The sequence below is a fragment of the Microbulbifer thermotolerans genome (assembly GCF_001617625.1).
Taxonomy (GTDB): domain Bacteria; phylum Pseudomonadota; class Gammaproteobacteria; order Pseudomonadales; family Cellvibrionaceae; genus Microbulbifer; species Microbulbifer thermotolerans.
This window is the reverse complement of the sequence record NZ_CP014864.1, coordinates 1,314,420-1,332,233: the sequence shown is the minus strand read 5'-3', so window position 1 is coordinate 1,332,233 and position 17,814 is coordinate 1,314,420. Positions and strand designations below refer to the sequence as shown.

Genomic DNA, 17,814 nt, shown 5'->3' with positions numbered 1-17,814 from the left:
AAAATACCTTAAAAACGCTGCGCTTAAAAAGGTACAAGCCCAAACCAGGAATGAAAATTACTCTGCTGACCCACCAACGCGAGCTGGAGCGAAAAACCAATACCGGCGCACTGGCCCTGCAGCACTGCGGAAATATGGTAGAACGTTTGGTGTGGGCGCGCCGCAGCCCAGCTGTCGACCTGGTGAAGGCCATTGAATGCGGGAAGGCTGTTCTGGTGTATCCCGGGGGAGAGTCGAGAGGCACACAGCTGGAGGATTTCGCGCAGGTGATATTGATCGACGCCACTTGGCAGGAAGCCAGAAAAATTTACAACCACAGCCCCTATTTAAAAGCGGCGCCCCGGGTGACGCTGACAACAGACACCGCATCCAACTACCGCCTGCGACGCAACCAGCCCAATGGCGGCCTCTGTACCGCAGAGTGTGTGATCGAAATACTGCGCAGACACGGTGAAAATAGCGCTGCCGATAGATTGCACACAGCCTTTATACAATTCAACCAAGCGGGCTACGCCCGCAATTGAAAAGTATAAATTAAGTACTCCTAAGGAACCTCCGATTAATTCGCGCGAACGCTAAGGTAGGTTCCGGGGCGCTCAGGCAATAGGCTGGCTTCTCATCTGGCTCCAATAAGTTTTTCACCGTCAGGAAGTGAATTAATCAGAGGTTCCCTAAAAAACTTCTCAGCATTTTTGTGGACACCGGGAATTGCAGATATCAAGCGCTGCTCTTGCGCACGACCCTAGCCGTTCGCAAGAGCAGTTACAGAAATCTCTCTGCGGAGATTTCAAAAGCCCCAGTGATTAAAAGCGATAGCTGATACTTGCTTTCACCGAACGCCCCATTAATGGACGGGCAACTCCCGTATAGATGCCATCACTAAATACCGATTCACTAGTGATGTTGGTTCCCTCAGTAAAGGAGTCCGCATCATTTACGTTGTTAACATGCAGCTGTATATCCATATTTTCGGTAGCTGCGTACATCAGCCCGAGATTAACCTGGGTGTACTCCGGGTACACAGTGACATTGACACTGTCATCGCTGGCAAAGCGCTCGCTGAAGTACTGGACCTGCCCATATACCGTAAGCGGAATAGCGTTAAAGGTATATGCCGGGCGGAAATTCAGCATAATTTCAGACTGCCGGCGTGGGCGACGCCCCTCAGAGGTGGAAACCTCGTATTCGCGCAGGTCATTGACACCGTCATTATCGGTATCCACTTCCACGATACCGGAGCGGATGGCATTATCCTGTGATTGCTCCGGGTCCTGCCACACAAGGCTACCCTGAAGACGCAACCCCGGTATCGCAGACGGCTGGTAGTCCGCTTCCAGCTCAATGCCTATATTGGTCACACTCTGGCGGTAACTATCGCGGATTTTGGGACAATCCGCCGGTGCCGGTACACTGCTACAAGGGATACCCCCGTAACCAGTCGCGCCCAAATCATCCAGAGTAGCGCCCAAATTTTCCTTGGCCTTAAAGTCGATATAGAAAAGGGAAACTCCGAGATCAAGTTCATCCTGGGAAATTCGGAAGCCCCCCTCTACCTGCTGAATATCTTCCACCAGATCACCGCGGACCACTTCTCCGGTGCTTGGGTTTGTAGCCGGCCCCCCAAAAATGTAGTCCTCAAAACCCGGCAGGCGGAAGGAATCAGACACCGTACCAAAAACCGATACATCGCCCCAGCCGCCGTTCTCTATCAACAAGTAGTTAGCCCCCACAGACCAACCATATGCATCGTAATTTTCCTGTGCTTTCTGGGGCACGCCATCCGGCACATTGACGAAATTATCCGCTAAGGTGTCTTCCGTTGACCCCACCACAACATCATCGGGAGTGAAGTCGTTAGATGTATTGCCAGGATCATATGAATTAGTGGTAACCCGATCTACATCCAACTCCTGCCAGCGCACCCCTACATCCAGTTTAAGGCGATCATCCAACAGTGCGATATGATCATGGAGATAAAATGCTTGGGTTTTCATGGTGGCTTCAGCACCGAGGCCGAATATCGCAGGTTGATCCATACCACCACTCGTAATGGCAGGCCCCACTTGTTGTTCGGCAGCATCCACCGCATAAAAATCTACGATACGGGCATTCTCTCCGATATCGCTCCAGGCGCTGGCAAATACGGAAAACACATCATAGGTGAAGTCACTACCGTAAATACCCAGTGTCAACTCGTGATCTGAGCTGGCAATCTCAAAGCTCTTGCTCACTCTAACATCGCCTGTGAAATTGGTCGCATCCACCTTGCCGTACACGGGGATATTGTGTGAGAGGATAGCAGGAGCCTCTGTGGCGCTGGATAAATCAGTGCCGGTTACCGTATCCGCATAGTAGGCCTTGACTTCGGTGGCACCTGCATAAGCTGCGCCCAAATCGCCGGTCAAACTCTGGATACGGGTGAATTGATCCCCAGTTACACGAGCTGTCTCCATGGGCGGATCAATGAATAGCGCGTTGAAACCGTTACTACCGTCAGTAAAACGAAAGTGGGATTCGAAGCGCAGGCCATTTTCCAGGTCGTGCGAAAAATCCAGACTGAATATATCGAACTCTGGATTAATACCATTGCGGATATCGAGATTCAGCGGATTACCGTTATTATCAAACAACGTATAATCCGCGATATTGTCAGACAATTGAGTACCGGAGCCAAAATCAACTCCGAGGCTATTTACACTGCCTGGATCAATTTCAAATGGGTCACTTTCGGTTCCGGGTGCACGATTATTCGGCACGGAAAATGGAATATTCTGGTAATAAATAGTCTTGTCATCGATTACATGGGCCTGCACTTTGAGTGTGGTGCGCGCATCATCACTAGTGAACAAAATATTGCCACGCAACTGCCCGCCCTCATTTCCGGTGAATCCCGGATCGCGCCGGCCATCAGCTGTGCGATAAAAACCGCCTACAGCGTAGGTGAAGTTGTCATTTATTGGGCCAGCAACGTAGAAATCATTGCGCACATGCCCCCAGTCTCCAACTTCCGCTTTGTACTCCCCTTCGAAGTCTTGTGTTCCCGTTCGGGTCACATAGTTCACCGCCGCACCCAAAGCATTGGAATAGAGTACCGCGCCCGGTCCGCCTTTTACGGCTTCTACACTAGTGGTCATCAAGTCGGTTTTGATGAACACATCATTGTTCATAAAGGGGGCTTCCGGCTCTTCGTAAACCGGCAGGCCATCGATTAGGTTGGGGACATAGCGGTAACCACCCGCCTGAGGCAGCCCGCGCACCAGTACATTGTTATGAGTCTCACCGGCAGTACCACCCTCAGCAAAAAAACCTGGGATATTTCCCAGCAATTCCGCAGTACCGTGGGGCGCCAGCTGCTGTATATCAGATCGGTCCAGAGTGTTGATATTGAAGGTGGCATCAAACTTACGGGTTTCCTGCGCCACACCCGTGACAATAACCTCTTCTAAAGCCTCTCTTGTTGATTGCTTATCATCAGTATTGACTGCTTTGCCAACTTCTTCTGCCACCGCGGCATTAATCGCCAAAGCCAGGGGCGCGGCCAGAAAAGTTAGGTGGCCAAACTCTCTCTTCATCACGGTACCTCCTTGAGGTGCATTATTTTTCTGGTTTTTGTGTCATTTTGCGATCGACCTATTCCTGCGAACTCACTGCCGACACACAGCTTAACATCACAAAATGTCTATCGTTAGACATCAATTCGCAAAAATTGTCCATCGCTGGACATTATTCTGTCATCTAATCGCCCTTGTCAACGAGAAAAAGCGACCAATTTCGTCAATGAGTCCCGACAACTTCCATAACACTGGGCAAAAATAGCGGCCATGCGCTCACGCGCACCTGTCCGGATTGATCCCTGCCCAGGGATTGTACGCGAACCTGCCGGGCCATAGGGTCTTTGGGGTAGCTGCGAAAAGAAAAGGCTGCAGCATCGTTGATAAACACCTCTATAACCGAACCATCCACAAATACCCGCAAGCGCCGCAGAGGGCCAAATGCCGAGCTGTCATATGCTGTCTCCAGACGCAGCGGTCCCTCGTCCTCACCGCTAAGGGATGCATGTGTTTTATCCAGCACCAGTCGCCCCTCTACACCGTCAATCTCCAATCGCGTGTACTCACCGGCATCCGATGCGAGAAGATCCAGCTTCAACGCCAGGGGGGGTGCCCCCTGCGCTTCTATCAACAACTCATATGCCCCCTGGGGATGTAACAGCTTGTGTGCCTGAGGCGTGATACTGAGCGTTTTAGAAGTGAATAGTGCTTCTCCTCTCAAAGCGGTCAGTTCCGGAGCCGGAGATTGCCCTAGGGTCCGTCCATCACCCAGCAGCCGCCAGCGACGCGGAAAACTGAAAGTGTGCGCCCAACCGGCATTTTCCTGTGCCTGCGGGCTGCGCCGTTCGTCAATAATACCTATCGCCCGCAAACTACCATCCGGCGCTCGCGCTACCGTAGGTGCCAAGTGACCAGGCAACAGATCCAAGTGTTTCGGTTCTGTGTAAAGAGGGTGAAACAAGCCGTCACGCCACTGACCAATCCAGTACACCGCGCGCGTCGCCGGCTCACCGTATTTAGTGACTTCACCGCCGATAGGGTTGGCCAGTAAGATGTAGGCGTCATCGGAAATCCGCTCGAAGACCGGCATTTCCCATATCAGCGAGCCAATATCCATTTCGTGATAGGGCACGCTGACAAACTTTTGCAGGTGTCGCCACGGCCCTATCTTTTCTTCTCCTTCCAATACGTAGTGGTCCAATCCACCGCCGTCCTCAAGAGCAGCGCCAATCAACATGTGCAAGCTATCACCGTCGCGGAACAAATATGGATCGCGAAAATCCCGCACATATTTGCTATTGATAATTGGCCCCAACTTGCGCCAGTAACGCAATTCCGGGTCTTCACTTACTGCTACTGAGATTCCGGGATTACTGTGCTTAAGACGATCGAAGTGATTGACACTGGTATAGAAAGCAAAGGCCTTACCACCGTCATAGATGACATCCCCAGACCAGATTCCTTTCATATCAAAGCCAAAGTCATCCGCCTGTAACTCAGGCCAAAGAGCGTCTTCCAGATTTCGCCAGTGCAGCAGATCTCTACTCGCCATATGCCCCCAATGCATTTGGGTTTTATAGGGGCCGTTGGGCGTGCGCTGGTAGAACAAGTGCCACATTTCCCCAACCCGCACAAACCCGTGAGGCTCATTGGTCCAATTGGCCGGCGGCATGGCATGCAAACGCGGGCGTAAATGGTCGTCTGCAAACCGGCTTGCAGGGACCACCAACGACGCCTGCGCGTCAAACTTCTCGCGCGCAACCTGTGCGCGGACAGCCGTCATTTCCCGGGAACTGAGACCGCGCTGGTATAGGCGTAGACTGTCGAAAGCACCGTTCAGGCGATTGACGGTGAAATTGAGCATATCAACTTCCCGCGGACTCCGGGCAATCTGCAATGGCGCATCCGCCGGGCGCAATGGAGCCGCCAGTTCTGCTTCCACCACCACCTCACCCTCCAAATAAAGCGCAACCCTATGTCGATCGATGGATACGCCCAGCTGCACCCATCGATACAGCGGGAAGCGCTCGGGTGCGGTCAGAGTTATCTCTCCCTCTTCTGTATGTACGCGGATTCCCCAGCGACCGTAGGTATCGATAAACACATCAAAACCGGCCCCCTCTTCCCATTGATTGAGTATTGAAGAGGGGGACAAGTTGTTCACCGGCACCTCTCGATCGGAAGGATAACTTTCCAGGGCCACCCACAGAGTGGCCGACAATTCAGGGCCGCTCTGCCACGGTATTTCCAGCCAACTGGAAAAACCGTCACTGCGCCAAGCCTGGCCGGACACCCCGATCACCGCATCCGGCGCGGAAAACTGTGTGTGAATCTTTGCCGGCGCCAAAGCGCCAGCTTCCAGACGCTCAAAGTCCTGGGTGTAATCCGCTTGTAGCTGTGCACTGGTGGAGACACAGTAACAGGCCCACAGGCAAACAACGAACGTTACAAAACTCTTCCGCACGCTCATCTCCATTCCCGTCTCGGTCTAAGAGGCCAGTGCTTGCGGCAGAGCCGCCTCCAGCTCTGCCAGCGTCGGCGGATTGCAGCCTTTGCGGGAGACATTGATCGACGCCGCCCACTGCGCAACAGTCAACAGCTCTTCCAGCTCCTCAGCAGACAACGCCGCTAAACCTCGGGCAAAACCACCCTTACGCAACAGAAAAGCCAGCAGCGCAGAGAAAAATGTATCGCCTGCGCCCACAGTATCCCCCACAGACGAAGGCGCCATGGCTCTCTGGGCAACCTCGGTCTCACTGGTGATCAGAGTGGCGCCACCAGCGCCTTCTGTAAAAGCCACTAGCTGTACTGTGCCGTGCCGCACCAGATCTCGGCAAAATTCAAGCGGTTGTTCAATGCCGAGCAGTTCGAGGTCCTCGTCGCTCACTTTGAGCACATCGGCGCAATCGATCAAACCCCGTACGGTAGCAAGGTAAGCCTTGTTATCTGGTACTACACCAGGACGCAGATTGGCATCGATACTGATTGATATTCCCCGCGATCGCAGGTTACTTAGAAGCACCCGCAACTGCGTCTCCATGGATGGCACCAGCGCCAGGGAGCCGGTGTGAAACAACTGACACTCGGGGTGTACCGCCGCAGCCAGTCTGGCACTATCAATATCCAGATCCGCCACGCCCTCACGATAGAGGCTATAGCTGGGTTGCCCATCACTATCGACGGTCACCAGTGCCAGCGAAGTAGGTCGGCGCGAGCGCGGCACCCGGTCACAGTGGATACCTTCCGCCGCGGCGACTGCGGCAATCCGCTCGCCCATCCGATCGCAAGAAATGGGAGACAGATAATCACAAACAAGCCCCTGCCGGGCGAAGCCCCGACAGACATTGAAAGGTGATCCCCCCACATAAAACTCGAATCTCCCCGGGAGCGTTTCAATCAGATCGATCAACGCCTCACCAAATACCGCAACTCTTGCCGCGCACATAGGCTGCCCCCAATATCAGATGGTGTACAGGCTGTATGCGGGCGATAGCCCTGCAGCGCGAAGCACAGCCAGTCGCGACAATGGCTCACTGGAGAAAAACACCGCGGTCAAAGCCGTTTTACCGCCATCAACGAAAATTTCCATGGCACTGCCATCAATTACCACACGCAATTCGCTATCGCGATTCAAGCTGTGCACAAGTGGTGCGCGGATCTCACGGCCCAGCCCCTCCTCCACCCAGCCGGACTCCCGGCGATCGAGCAAGAGCACACCGCGCTCGCGGGACAGCGTCAGCAGCAGTCGCTCGCCATCGCCGGCAAGAAATTCCAATTCCAGCTCCGGCGCAGAACCCACGCTGATAGAGAGATCCAGCGCATTCCCTCCAGGCAGCTGCACCACCTTGCCTCTCTCGAGCACGCCTTCACTGTGCAGAGTGCGCGCGACTTGAACTTCGGTAACAGGCCGATTTCCCAGCAGCAAGCGCTCCTGATCCCGATACAGGTACAACTCCCGCGGCAAAGTCATAGCACCGCGCCAGATTTCCGTAGGCACCTTGTTTGCGTAGTCCCAGTTGGACATCCAGCCCACCAGGATGCGGCGGTCACCTCTCCCCTGCAGGCCGTCCCAGGTCACACCGGCATAATTATCAGTTCCATAATCCAACCAGCGGACCTCTTGGTGCTCCGGCACAAACCGCTCCCCATCGAAATCACCGATAAAATACTGCGTAGCAGAGCCACCGTTTGGGCCACCCGGGTTGATACTGACCAGCAGGCACCAACGCTCCTCTCCCTCGGGCGTTTTCAGAGGGAACAAATCCGGACACTCCCACACCCCACCGTGATCGCCGGCCTTCTCACCGAAGTCTCCTAAGAACTCCCACTCCTTTAAATCCCGTGAACGGTAGAAATGCACGCGGTCGCCAGCCGCCAATACCATCACCCACCGCCTGCTGGAGGCATGCCAGAACACCTTGGGATCTCGGAAATCCTTTATTCCAGGGTTAGGAATAACCGGGTTATCCGCATATTTCTCCCAACGCCAACCGCCATCAGTACTGATTGCCAAGCTCTGGACCTGAACTCCGTTGCCGTCATGGTGAGTAAATGTGGCCACAACCGGGGGGTTTTCCCCGCGCTGAAAACCGGAGGTGTTCTCCCAATCCACCACCGCACCGCCGGAAAAAATCATTCCCAAACCATCGGGTTCAGAAGCGAGGGCGACCGGCTTCTCCTGCCAGTGAAGCAAATCCCTGGATACCGCATGTCCCCAGTGAATATCCCCCCAAACCGAACCGCCCGGGTTGTACTGGAAAAACAGGTGGAACACGCCATCCAGATACACCATGCCATTGGGGTCGTTCATCCAGTTGCGGGCGGGAGAAAAATGTCGGCGGGGCCGCCAATGGGATGGTACCCGCTCAGGCAGCGCTTTCCGGGCACAGTCTTCGGATACTGAAGGGGCGCCGCTTCCGGCAGTTGCGAAGTCTTGTTCCATAATTTGCATGCTTCTATATCGCTTTGTTGCGTGTTTTCTGCACCTTGGCGCACTCTGTCTTTGGCAGACCTGTGAGTTAGAGATATTCCTCCCTCTCCAACAGAAGAGAAAACAACACCAAAAATGTCTACCGTTGGACATTATACGGATAGCAGTTTAGTATCTGTCAACAGGTAGCAAGGGCTTAGATCACGCAAGTGCGAATCGGGTATAGTTCAGGGTCATTCAACCAGTAGACATTCAATACCCATGAGCTCGATCAAAGACGTAGCAGAACTGGCCGGTGTATCCGTTAAAACCGTATCCAGAATTCTGAATGGTTTCGAGGGCGTCAGTGAACGTACCCGGGCAAAAGTCCAGGAAGCCATGGACCGCCTCGAGTACTACCCCTCAGCCGCGGCTCAGTCCTTGCGGGGAAAGGAAACCGGTCTAGTGAGCCTGATCACTGACCATCTGACAACCACGCCGGATGCATTTGAAATTGTTGCCGGCATTCAGAGCGTGTGTGAAAAGCGCGGTAAATTGTTGTTAATCGGAGAGACCGGAGGTAGCCAAGAAAGCTTTCAGAAACTGGTCGAGGATTTTCGCCGACAGCGAGCCCAGGCAATCATTTTCGCCACCATGTATCACCGCAAGGTGGAGATTAAGCAGTCGTTTGAGCGCTGTCCGCTGATTCTGCTGAACTGCTTCGATACCGACAGTCGATACCCCTGCATCATCCCAGACGATGAGCAGGGCGGCTTCGATGCCACCGAGCACTTACTGGCTCAGGGGCATAAGCGAATCGCATTCTTGACTCTGTTCGAACATATGCCGGCTACCTCACTGCGTGTCCGAGGACACCTGCGGGCACTGGAAAAACACGGCATAGAAGTCGACCCAAATCTCATTACCGAAGGCGTATTTGATGATTCACAGGATGAGTTTGCCGGACTAGAAGCGCTGCTGAAAGAATTGCTGAAAGGGCCAAAAGCACCAACGGCGATACTCTGTGGTAACGACAAAATGGCCATGCGGGTATACATGCACGCCATTCAGCTGGGCTATCGGATTCCGGATGAGCTGTCGATTGTGGGTTACGACAACTACCGAATGATTGCAGAAAATCTGGTACCCAAGCTGACCACAGTATCACTGCCCTATTTCCAAATGGGTGAGTTGGCGGCGGAACTGGCCATAGACGGCCCTGCAGAGAAAGAAAAAGGAAAGCGCAACAAGCGCAAAAATAACCACACAATCAAGATCGGTGGCGATCTCATCGTAAGGGGGTCCACCGGGTTTCAATAAAAGCGATAACAAGTGAGAGTCGAGCGATGATAAAAACCTCAACCCGTAACTATTGGCTTCTAAGTGGCGCTCTGTTTGCGTTCTTCCTCACTTGGTCTTTTGCTTTTTCTCTATTTCCCATCTGGCTCAATCGCATCGTGGGTCTTAGCGGAGAACAGACTGGAGTAATTTTCAGCATCAACGCCATTGCCGCTCTAGCGGTAATGCCACTCTACGGCTACCTTCAGGACAGACTGCAACTGAGAAAAAACCTGCTGTATACCGTCGGTTTTTTTCTGCTCGCATCCGGACCTTTCTTTATATTTATTTATGCTCCCCTACTAAAATCACAGTTTTATCTGGGCGTAACCCTTGGCGCCTTTTATTTTGCACTGGCATTTTCCTCCGGCGTAGGTGCTCTGGAAACCTACATCGATCGTTGCAGCCGCCTTACCGGATTTGAATTTGGCAAAGCGCGCATGTGGGGCTCGCTGGGCTGGGCCAGTGCCACCTTCTTTGCCGGCTCCCTGATTAACATAAATCCAGACATCAACTTCTGGATGGCCAGTGCCTCCGCCGTGATTTTTTGTATCGCTGTGCTACTGGTACAGGCACCGAAAAGCGTCGAAGAGAAGCTGGAAAGCCAGCGGAAAGTACAGATCCATGACGCTTTTTCCCTATTGAGGCTACCCACCTTTTGGGCCTTCGCTACTTATGTGATGGGCGTAACCTGTGTTTATTCTGTCTACGACCAGCAGTTTCCAGTGTACTTTGCCTCACTGTTTTCCAACGTTGACGAAGGTACTTCCATGTTTGGCTACCTGAATTCGCTACAGGTATTGCTGGAAGCCGGCGGCATGTTTTTGGCACCGCTTATCGTCAATCGTATTGGCGCCAAGAATGGATTGCTACTGGCCGGGGTCATTATGGTCATACGTATTTTGGGCTCGGGCATCGCCTCGGATCCAATCTCAATTTCCATTATCAAACTTCTGCACGCAGCGGAATTACCGATCATGCTTGTAGCCATATTTAAATATATTGCGAGAAACTTTGATTCACGCCTGTCCGCCACACTCTACCTGGTAGGATTTCAATTCAGCACTCAGGTAGCCGCCAGCGGCCTTTCTGTGATTGCCGGTATCATGTATGACCGAATCGGCTTCACCAACGCGTACTTTATTCTGGGAACTGTGGCTGCCATCTTTCTGGCCATCTCCGCAGTGGCCCTACGCAACGACACCAAGGCAGAATTTAGAACCACAGTCAGTCCAGACTGCGCCTGATTGCCCTGAAAACTCCCTCCGGAAAAAACCAGGGGGAGTTGCTTTAGGGGCCTATGATTATCCCACTTTGTGGTGGAACAAATTTTTAAGTCCGAATTAAAAACTCGATGTGATCAACATTTACATTTAGGATGCATAGAACGAAAACGGGCTATGGCGTTATCAGTCGATCCATCAAACTTTATCTCCGCTAATCCAGACATGGCTTGCAATACATCACCACAAAGCTGCTTACCCAGCTCTACCCCCCATTGATCAAAAGCATTGATATCCCAAATAACGCTCTGCACGTAAACTTTGTGCTCGTACAGAGCGATCAGCGCCCCTAATGTCTCTGGTGTTAGCGCCTCCATCATCAATAGTGTGCTCGGTCGATTTCCCGGCATTGCCCGCGCAGGAGCCAGAGATTGCGCTTCCGACGCCGAGCAGCCATCCTTAAGGAACTCGATCCTTGCCTGTTCCAGGCTTTTACCCATCATCAGTGCGCGGCTCTGCGCAAGACAATTCGCCACCAACAATGGCTGATGGCCGTCAGGCGCCACAGGATTTTTCAATGGAAGAATAAAATCCACGGGGATAAGATCCGTTCCCTGATGCAATAACTGGTGGAAAGAATGCTGCCCATTGGTTCCAGATTCTCCCCAGATTACCGGAGCCGTGGTATATGGCACTGCCTCACCATCCCTAGTAACGCTCTTCCCATTGCTCTCCATTTCCAATTGTTGAAGGTAAGCCGGCAATAGTCGCAGATTATGCGCGTATGGAATAATTGCCTGCGTCTGCGCTTTCAGGTAATTCCTGTACCAACAGCCGAGCAGCCCCATAAGCACGGGAAGGTTTTCCGAAAGCGGAGCTTGCGCAAAATGCCGATCCATCTCCGCGGCGCCATTGCGCAGTGCCGCAAACACCTCACCCCCAAAAGCTAGCGCAATGGAGATCCCAATTGCCGACCATAGGGAATAGCGTCCCCCTACCCAGTCCCACATCGGAAATATTTGATCTGCGGCGACCCCAAATGCCTCTGCTCTCTCAGGAACAGCGGTTACAGCAACAAAATGGCTGGCGATATCAGCTCCATCTGCCGCAGCCTGTAACCATAACCGCGCCGTCTGCGCATTGCGTAAGGTTTCCTGGGTCGTAAAGGTTTTAGATGCCAAAACAAACAGGGTAGATTCTGGGTCGCTATCCGCTAGCGCTGAGGCGATATCACTGCCATCCACATTGGAAACAAAACGTGTTTCAAGCTTATGCTCACAGTGATCCAATGCACTACAGACCATTTTCGGGCCGAGGTCTGATCCTCCGATACCGATGTTGATCACCCGTGTAAACGGCTTGCCCGAAAAGCCGCGAACCGCACCACTATGTATACACGCAACATAAGTTGATATGCGGTCCTGTATCGTCCGTGCTAGGGCGGCATATTCAGCAGGTTGGTCCAGGCGCAATGCCGTGTGCGCCGCTGCGCGCCGCTCGGTACTGTTGACTCGTTCACCAGACAACAGTGCCTCTATCCGTTGTGACATATTACGGCACTTTGCGAGGGCGATTAATTTACCCATCACAGAGTCATCAACCATATTCTTAGAAAGATCTAAGATGAGGCCTGCCGCCTGAAAAGTAAAACGGGATGCCCGCTCAGAATCGCGTAGAAAAAACTCGGATATTTTCGCCTCTTTAAGGCGAATAGCCTCAGACTCAAGGCCATTTCCATCTATTCCTGTCAAAAGTTAACTCCCCATCTCAATAAAAGATGACCCGCTGATACAAGAGAAACACCAGCAGCTATTCATATAGTTCAACCGTATGACAACGGTGATGTCTATCGATGGACATTACAAAAAATATATCATTTGCTCAAGCCTAATCATTCTGCCAAAGCAAAATCCAACCACGCACCTAAGCAACAAAGTAAAGGAACATCCCGTGCGTTATGCTGCCAAGGGGCTTGGCCGAACCACTACGCGGATATAGCGAGGTTTTGCAGCGAGACTGGCAGCCGTCTATATACCGTTTAATCAAACGCTGCATACACACAGCTGAAGACTATAGTTACACTTTTAACAGACACGGAGCCCGAAAATGGAATTTCTTATCCTGTTGATCATTTTGCTGGTCGTACTGGTACTGCCGCTAAAAATGGCCGCGGCAATGATGGGGGCACGCAATACCGGCGTATTCCACTGTCTGTTCGCACTGTTGCTGGCAGTGATTATCCAGCGCTTTGTCGGCGGCATAATTCCCGGGGTGACGGCGGAATACGGCATGTTGATCACCATTCCCCTGGCCGCGATCGCCTATATGCTGGTATTGGGCACCAGCTTCCTGAAGGCGATACTGATTGCCATAGTACAGGGGGTGATTCTAATCGGCGCCGTGTTACTGTTGGGCTTCTCCGTTTAGCCTCTGAAGCCCAGCTTCGTTTGCGCCCCTGAACAGCCGCGCCGCCCCCCATTATCACAGGTGCCCCCCTTGGCCACCTCTCATTGACTGTTCCGCAGCCGCCTGCAACTCTTCCTCCAGCTTGCCGCGCTCTACTGAACGCGGCTTATGGAAACGGCCCAACCCTAGATAAACCACCGGTGTGAGATAGAGGGTGAACAGCGCAGCCAACCCCAAGCCTCCGAACATAACCCAACCGATAGCCCCGCGAGCTTCAGCCCCGGGGCCACTGCTTAGGATCAGGGGCAGGCCCCCGAGTACCGTGGAGAGCATGGTCATGGCGATAGGCCGCAGCCGCACCCGGGCCGCCTCGATCACCGCCTCGTAGACACTGTGGCCGCGGTCCCGCAGCTGGTCGGCGAACTCCACCAGCAAAATGCCGTTTTTGGCCATCAGGCCAATCAGCATCACCAGGCCGATCTGGGAGAAAATATTGACCGTGGTACTGGTCAGGAAAAGCGCATAGATTGCAGCCGCCAGGCCAAATGGCACCGTGACCATCACAATCACCGCACTACTGATCCCCTCGAACTGGGCACACAGCACCAGAAAGACTACCAGCGCCGCAATGGCGTAGGTCATGGCCACTTCCCGGGAACTTTCCTCCAATGTATCCGCTTCGCCCAGAAAAAGAATGCCGATATCTTCCGGTAAAACTTCACTGGCCAGCGCACGCAGTTCCTCTACTGCACTGGCCAGAGGATAACCGGGCTCGAGCCCCGCGCTGATTTCGATGGCGCGGCGCTGACCGTGGCGGTCCAGCTCTGCGGCGACACTCTCCTCGTGCAAGGTAACCATGCTCGACAACGGCAATAACTTGCCGCTGTCATTTTTTACATAAAGATTGACCAGATCTTCCGGAGAGGAAATCGTGGTGTCGGCCGCCTCCAGCATTACCGGTACCGCTTCGTCGCCCACATTCAGATCGGTGACATCCAGGCCGTCGACCACTGCGCGCAGTGTCGTGGCGATATTGTCCAGCGGCACACCCAGGTCCGCGGCGCGGCGGCGGTCTATCTCGATGGAAAGCTGTGGCTGAGTGGGTCTGTAGCTGATATCCGGCTGGCCCAGGTGCGGCAGGCGGTCCTCTATGGCGCGCGCCATCTGCCGCGCGGCCTCGTAGATGCGCGGATAGTCATTGCCCACTAACGCCACCTCGACATCGCCACCGGCACCGCGCAACGACAGGCTGTTGGGACTGTTGACATGGATACGTGCACCGGGGATTGCCTGCAGCGGCCCGAGAATCTCCTGCATCAGTGCCTGCTGGGAGACAGTGCGCTCCTCCCAGGGGGCCAGCAGCAGCGTAACCCTGGCCCGGTTGGGATCGTAGCGACCAACTTCGGTGAGGATATCGCTGACATCACCGCGCGCCACCAGCGGCTGCACCGCACTTTCGATATGCGCTGCCTGACGGCCGATATAGTTCTGGCCGACTCCGTCCGGGCCGGTGGCATTCACTCGGATAACCCCGCGGTCCTCCGGCGGCAAGAGCTCTTTGCCCAGTAGTTGGTACAGAAAACCCGCCCCCACAGCCACTAGCAGTGCCACGGAAAAGCTTAACCAACCGTGGCGCAGGCAGGTTGCCAGGCTGCGCTCGTAAGCAGCGCCAATACGCCCGCCGGCGCGGACCAGTTTGCCGTAATAGCGGCCTTCCCGCGCAGCCTGCCCGCCTTGAGTAATTCTCGCAGTGAGCATTGGCACCAGTGTCAGCGCCACTACCGAAGACAGCGCCACCGCCGTGGCCAGTACTAGGCCAAATTCACGAAACATGCGCCCGGCGGTACTGGGCAACAGTGCAATGGGGATAAATACGCTGATCAGTACTGCGGTAGTGGCCAGGACCGCGAAAACCACTTGGCGGGTGCCCAATACCGCAGCGGCACGGGCCCCCATTCCTTGCGTGCGCAGACGCTGGATATTTTCCAATACCACAATGGCATCATCCACCACCAGGCCGGTGGCCAAGACAATCGCCAGCAGGGTGAGGATATTGATGGAAAAGCCCATCAACCAAATTCCCGCCAGTGTGCCTATCAGAGCGATAGGTATTGCCGTGCTTGGCACCAGCGTGGTGCGGATATTGCCGAAAAACAACCAGATGGCGGCAATCACTATCAACACCGTGTAGCAGAGGCTGGTGACCACCTCCTTTACGGAGCCGCGGATAAAGACAGCGCGATCCTCGGTGACGGTGATATGGAGATTGTCAAAACGCCTGTTGAGCTTGTCCACGGCCCGACGCACACCGTCGCTGATCTCGATGGTATTACTCTGGGCCTGGCGCACCACGGCCAGGCCGATCACCGGCCGGTTATTCAGGTATACCAGGGACTGGACATCCTCCGGGCCAAAGGACACATAAGCGATATCGCCGATCCGCACATCACCGCGGATAATAATATTGCGCACCTGCTCTTCGGTGACTGTCGACGCATCGGCACGCACCAACAACTGTTGATCTTCCGACTGGAAACTGCCGGAAGGGACATCCAGCGGCGCCCGCTCGAGCACAGCGGCTACGTCGCTGACAGACAGACCGAAGCTCGTCAGGCGCAACGGGTCCAACACCACCCGCAGCACCCGCTGGCGCTGGCCGAAAATAGGCACATCGGCAACACCGGGGACCGAGACCAGCTCCGGAATAATGTCTTTTTCAATGATGTAGGTGAGCGCTTCATCACGCAGCTGATCGCTGGTAACCGCCAAGTAAATGACCGGTTCCGGCTGGTCGGCAGCTTTCACCACCACCAGTTGCTCCACATCTTCCGGCAGTTCCCGCTGTACTTGGCTCACCGCTTCACGTACATCAGAGGCGGCAGTATCGAGATCGATATTCGAGTTGAACTCGATATGAATACGGAAGTTATTTTCCTCACTGGATGATTCGATATGCTTGATACCGGAAACCCGAGCCACCGCACCTTCGACGATGCTGGTCACTTCCGAGTCCATAGTCTCCGGAGAGGCGCCTGGCATCTGGCCGCGTACCGACACAATCGGCACATCCACGTCGGGCAGTTCGCGTACCTCCACCGCCGAGAAAGCGGCGATGCCGGCAATGGCGATCAACAGGTTCAGCACCAGCGCCAACACCGGCCGCCGAATAGCCAGTGACGCCAGATCGCTGCGGTGAATATCGGGAGTCGGACTTGGACTCGACTTGCAGTCGTCGCGCACGGCGTTACACCTCCGCGATATCAACGACAGACAGCCCTTCGCGCATGCGCTGAGTGCCTTCTGTCACTACCGGTGTACCCTCGGGAAGGTTCGCATCCACCAGAATGATTCCCTGCAACCTCTGCACCACCGTGGCCGAAACGCGTTTTGCCCGCCCCTCTTCAACCACCCAGACAAAGGCGCCATCGTTGCCCCATTGCAGCGCCACCTCCGGCACCGCCGGATAGCGCCCGGACACCAGATTCAGCGTCACCCGGAAACTCATACCCGGCCGCAGTTGATCCTCGCGGTTGTCCACAAGTGCCCGCACGGCAAAGGTGCGGGTCCCGGGATCGACGCGACTGTCGATATCGGTGACCTTACCAGTATGTTCCGCGCTGCCATTGGCCCAAGTGGCCACATCAATTGACTGCCCCGGTCCGATCTGGCCGAGAAACAATTCCGGCACCTGGAAGGTAACCAGCAGTGTAAGGCGATCGTCGATAGTGGTAATCGGTGTGCTGGGCGACACCTGTGCGCCGGGATCGAGGTCAGTGATTCCGAGATAACCCTCAAAAGGGGCCTCGATGGAGCGGTAATCCAATGCCACTTCGGCCCGCCGCAAGCTGAGCCGGGCGCGCTCGACAGCGCTGCGCGCATCGTCCAGCGCACTCTCTGTCACCGTGCCCGACCCCCGTGTACGCTCATAGCGGCTGTAGAGCCGCTCGGCGTCCTCCAGTGCCACGCGGGCCTGCGCCACAGCCAAGCGCTGGTCGCGGTCATCGAGCCGCAGGATAGTCTGGCCGGCCTTCACTCTGTCGCCAGCTTTGAATAAAACCTCGACGACCTCGCCACTCACCTGAGGATAGAGTGTCACACTCCTGGCCGCCCGCGATGTACCCACCGCCTCGATTCGCACTCTGCGCGGCTGCCAGGCCACCGCTTCGGTTACCACCGGCTGCGCAGATGACAACTGCACCGGTGGAGCGGCCTCGCTTCCCGCCTCACAGCCAGCAAGCAGGTGCAGCGCCAGAAAAAACAAACCGATACCTGCGCTCCGGTAACAGCAGATACGCCCCGCATTCGCTGGTCTCAAGGTGCCTCCCATCAACAATTACTGCCGTTTTGTTGAAAACACATTAGCTTACTGCTTCGCATTTGCGATTGC

Annotated in this window: 11 protein-coding genes; 4 read left to right on the top strand and 7 right to left on the bottom strand. The window is 54.6% G+C overall.

What is annotated here, in order from left to right; translation table 11 throughout:
- Positions 1-50 precede the first annotated feature (50 nt).
- A complete protein-coding gene (locus tag A3224_RS05550; RefSeq protein WP_067152380.1) occupies positions 51-524 on the top strand; it encodes a tRNA-uridine aminocarboxypropyltransferase in 474 nt (157 codons plus the stop codon).
- 279 nt (positions 525-803) lie between these two features.
- Here the strand turns inward: A3224_RS05550 and A3224_RS05545 are convergent, their stop codons facing one another.
- The 4 genes from A3224_RS05545 to A3224_RS16810 form a co-directional block, all read right to left on the bottom strand.
- Positions 804-3,572 (bottom strand): TonB-dependent receptor domain-containing protein, encoded by a 2,769-nt coding sequence (locus tag A3224_RS05545; RefSeq protein WP_082817397.1) that lies wholly within the window; start codon positions 3,570-3,572, stop codon positions 804-806.
- 202 nt (positions 3,573-3,774) lie between these two features.
- Positions 3,775-6,015 carry a GH32 C-terminal domain-containing protein gene (locus A3224_RS05540; RefSeq protein WP_197463066.1) on the bottom strand — a complete coding sequence of 747 codons (2,241 nt, stop codon included), beginning with the start codon at positions 6,013-6,015 and terminating at the stop codon, positions 3,775-3,777.
- A 24-nt stretch (positions 6,016-6,039) separates the two neighbouring features.
- Positions 6,040-6,996, bottom strand: coding sequence for a PfkB family carbohydrate kinase (locus A3224_RS05535; protein ID WP_074900718.1), 957 nt, complete (start codon positions 6,994-6,996; stop codon positions 6,040-6,042).
- A 15-nt stretch (positions 6,997-7,011) separates the two neighbouring features.
- Entirely contained in the window at positions 7,012-8,493 is a 1,482-nt protein-coding gene (locus A3224_RS16810; protein ID WP_074900933.1) for a glycoside hydrolase family 32 protein, read from the bottom strand.
- Between the two features lie 249 nt (positions 8,494-8,742).
- Here A3224_RS16810 and A3224_RS05525 point away from each other — a divergent pair, with 249 nt between their 5' ends.
- Positions 8,743-9,780, top strand: coding sequence for a LacI family DNA-binding transcriptional regulator (locus A3224_RS05525; RefSeq protein ID WP_067152372.1), 1,038 nt, complete (start codon positions 8,743-8,745; stop codon positions 9,778-9,780).
- 26 nt (positions 9,781-9,806) lie between these two features.
- Positions 9,807-11,045: an MFS transporter gene (locus A3224_RS05520; RefSeq protein WP_067152370.1), complete on the top strand. Its 1,239-nt coding sequence runs from the start codon at positions 9,807-9,809 to the stop codon at positions 11,043-11,045.
- A 113-nt stretch (positions 11,046-11,158) separates the two neighbouring features.
- Here the strand turns inward: A3224_RS05520 and pgi are convergent, their stop codons facing one another.
- A complete protein-coding gene (gene pgi / locus A3224_RS05515; RefSeq protein ID WP_067152368.1) occupies positions 11,159-12,772 on the bottom strand; it encodes a glucose-6-phosphate isomerase in 1,614 nt (537 codons plus the stop codon).
- 355 nt (positions 12,773-13,127) lie between these two features.
- Here pgi and A3224_RS05510 point away from each other — a divergent pair, with 355 nt between their 5' ends.
- The gene (locus A3224_RS05510) at positions 13,128-13,448 is read left to right on the top strand and encodes a hypothetical protein (RefSeq protein WP_067152366.1); all 321 of its coding nucleotides are present in this window, start codon (positions 13,128-13,130) and stop codon (positions 13,446-13,448) included.
- 54 nt (positions 13,449-13,502) lie between these two features.
- On the opposite strand, the gene A3224_RS05505 is transcribed toward A3224_RS05510, so the two are convergent.
- Both A3224_RS05505 and A3224_RS05500 read right to left on the bottom strand, forming a co-directional pair.
- The gene (locus tag A3224_RS05505; RefSeq protein ID WP_197463064.1) at positions 13,503-16,667 is read right to left on the bottom strand and encodes an efflux RND transporter permease subunit; all 3,165 of its coding nucleotides are present in this window, start codon (positions 16,665-16,667) and stop codon (positions 13,503-13,505) included.
- Positions 16,668-16,671: 4 nt separating this feature from the next.
- Positions 16,672-17,742: an efflux RND transporter periplasmic adaptor subunit gene (locus A3224_RS05500; protein ID WP_197463062.1), complete on the bottom strand. Its 1,071-nt coding sequence runs from the start codon at positions 17,740-17,742 to the stop codon at positions 16,672-16,674.
- Positions 17,743-17,814: the final 72 nt, after the last annotated feature.

Excerpts from the sequence above, each read along its gene's own strand:
- A3224_RS05550 (WP_067152380.1), top strand. The coding sequence starts at position 51 with ATGAAAATTACTCTGCTGACCCACCAACGCGAGCTGGAGCGAAAAACC.
- A3224_RS05545 (WP_082817397.1), bottom strand. The coding sequence starts at position 3,572 with ATGAAGAGAGAGTTTGGCCACCTAACTTTTCTGGCCGCGCCCCTGGCT.
- A3224_RS05535 (WP_074900718.1), bottom strand. The coding sequence starts at position 6,996 with ATGTGCGCGGCAAGAGTTGCGGTATTTGGTGAGGCGTTGATCGATCTG.
- A3224_RS16810 (WP_074900933.1), bottom strand. The coding sequence starts at position 8,493 with ATGGAACAAGACTTCGCAACTGCCGGAAGCGGCGCCCCTTCAGTATCC.
- A3224_RS05525 (WP_067152372.1), top strand. The coding sequence starts at position 8,743 with ATGAGCTCGATCAAAGACGTAGCAGAACTGGCCGGTGTATCCGTTAAA.
- A3224_RS05520 (WP_067152370.1), top strand. The coding sequence starts at position 9,807 with ATGATAAAAACCTCAACCCGTAACTATTGGCTTCTAAGTGGCGCTCTG.
- A3224_RS05510 (WP_067152366.1), top strand. The coding sequence starts at position 13,128 with ATGGAATTTCTTATCCTGTTGATCATTTTGCTGGTCGTACTGGTACTG.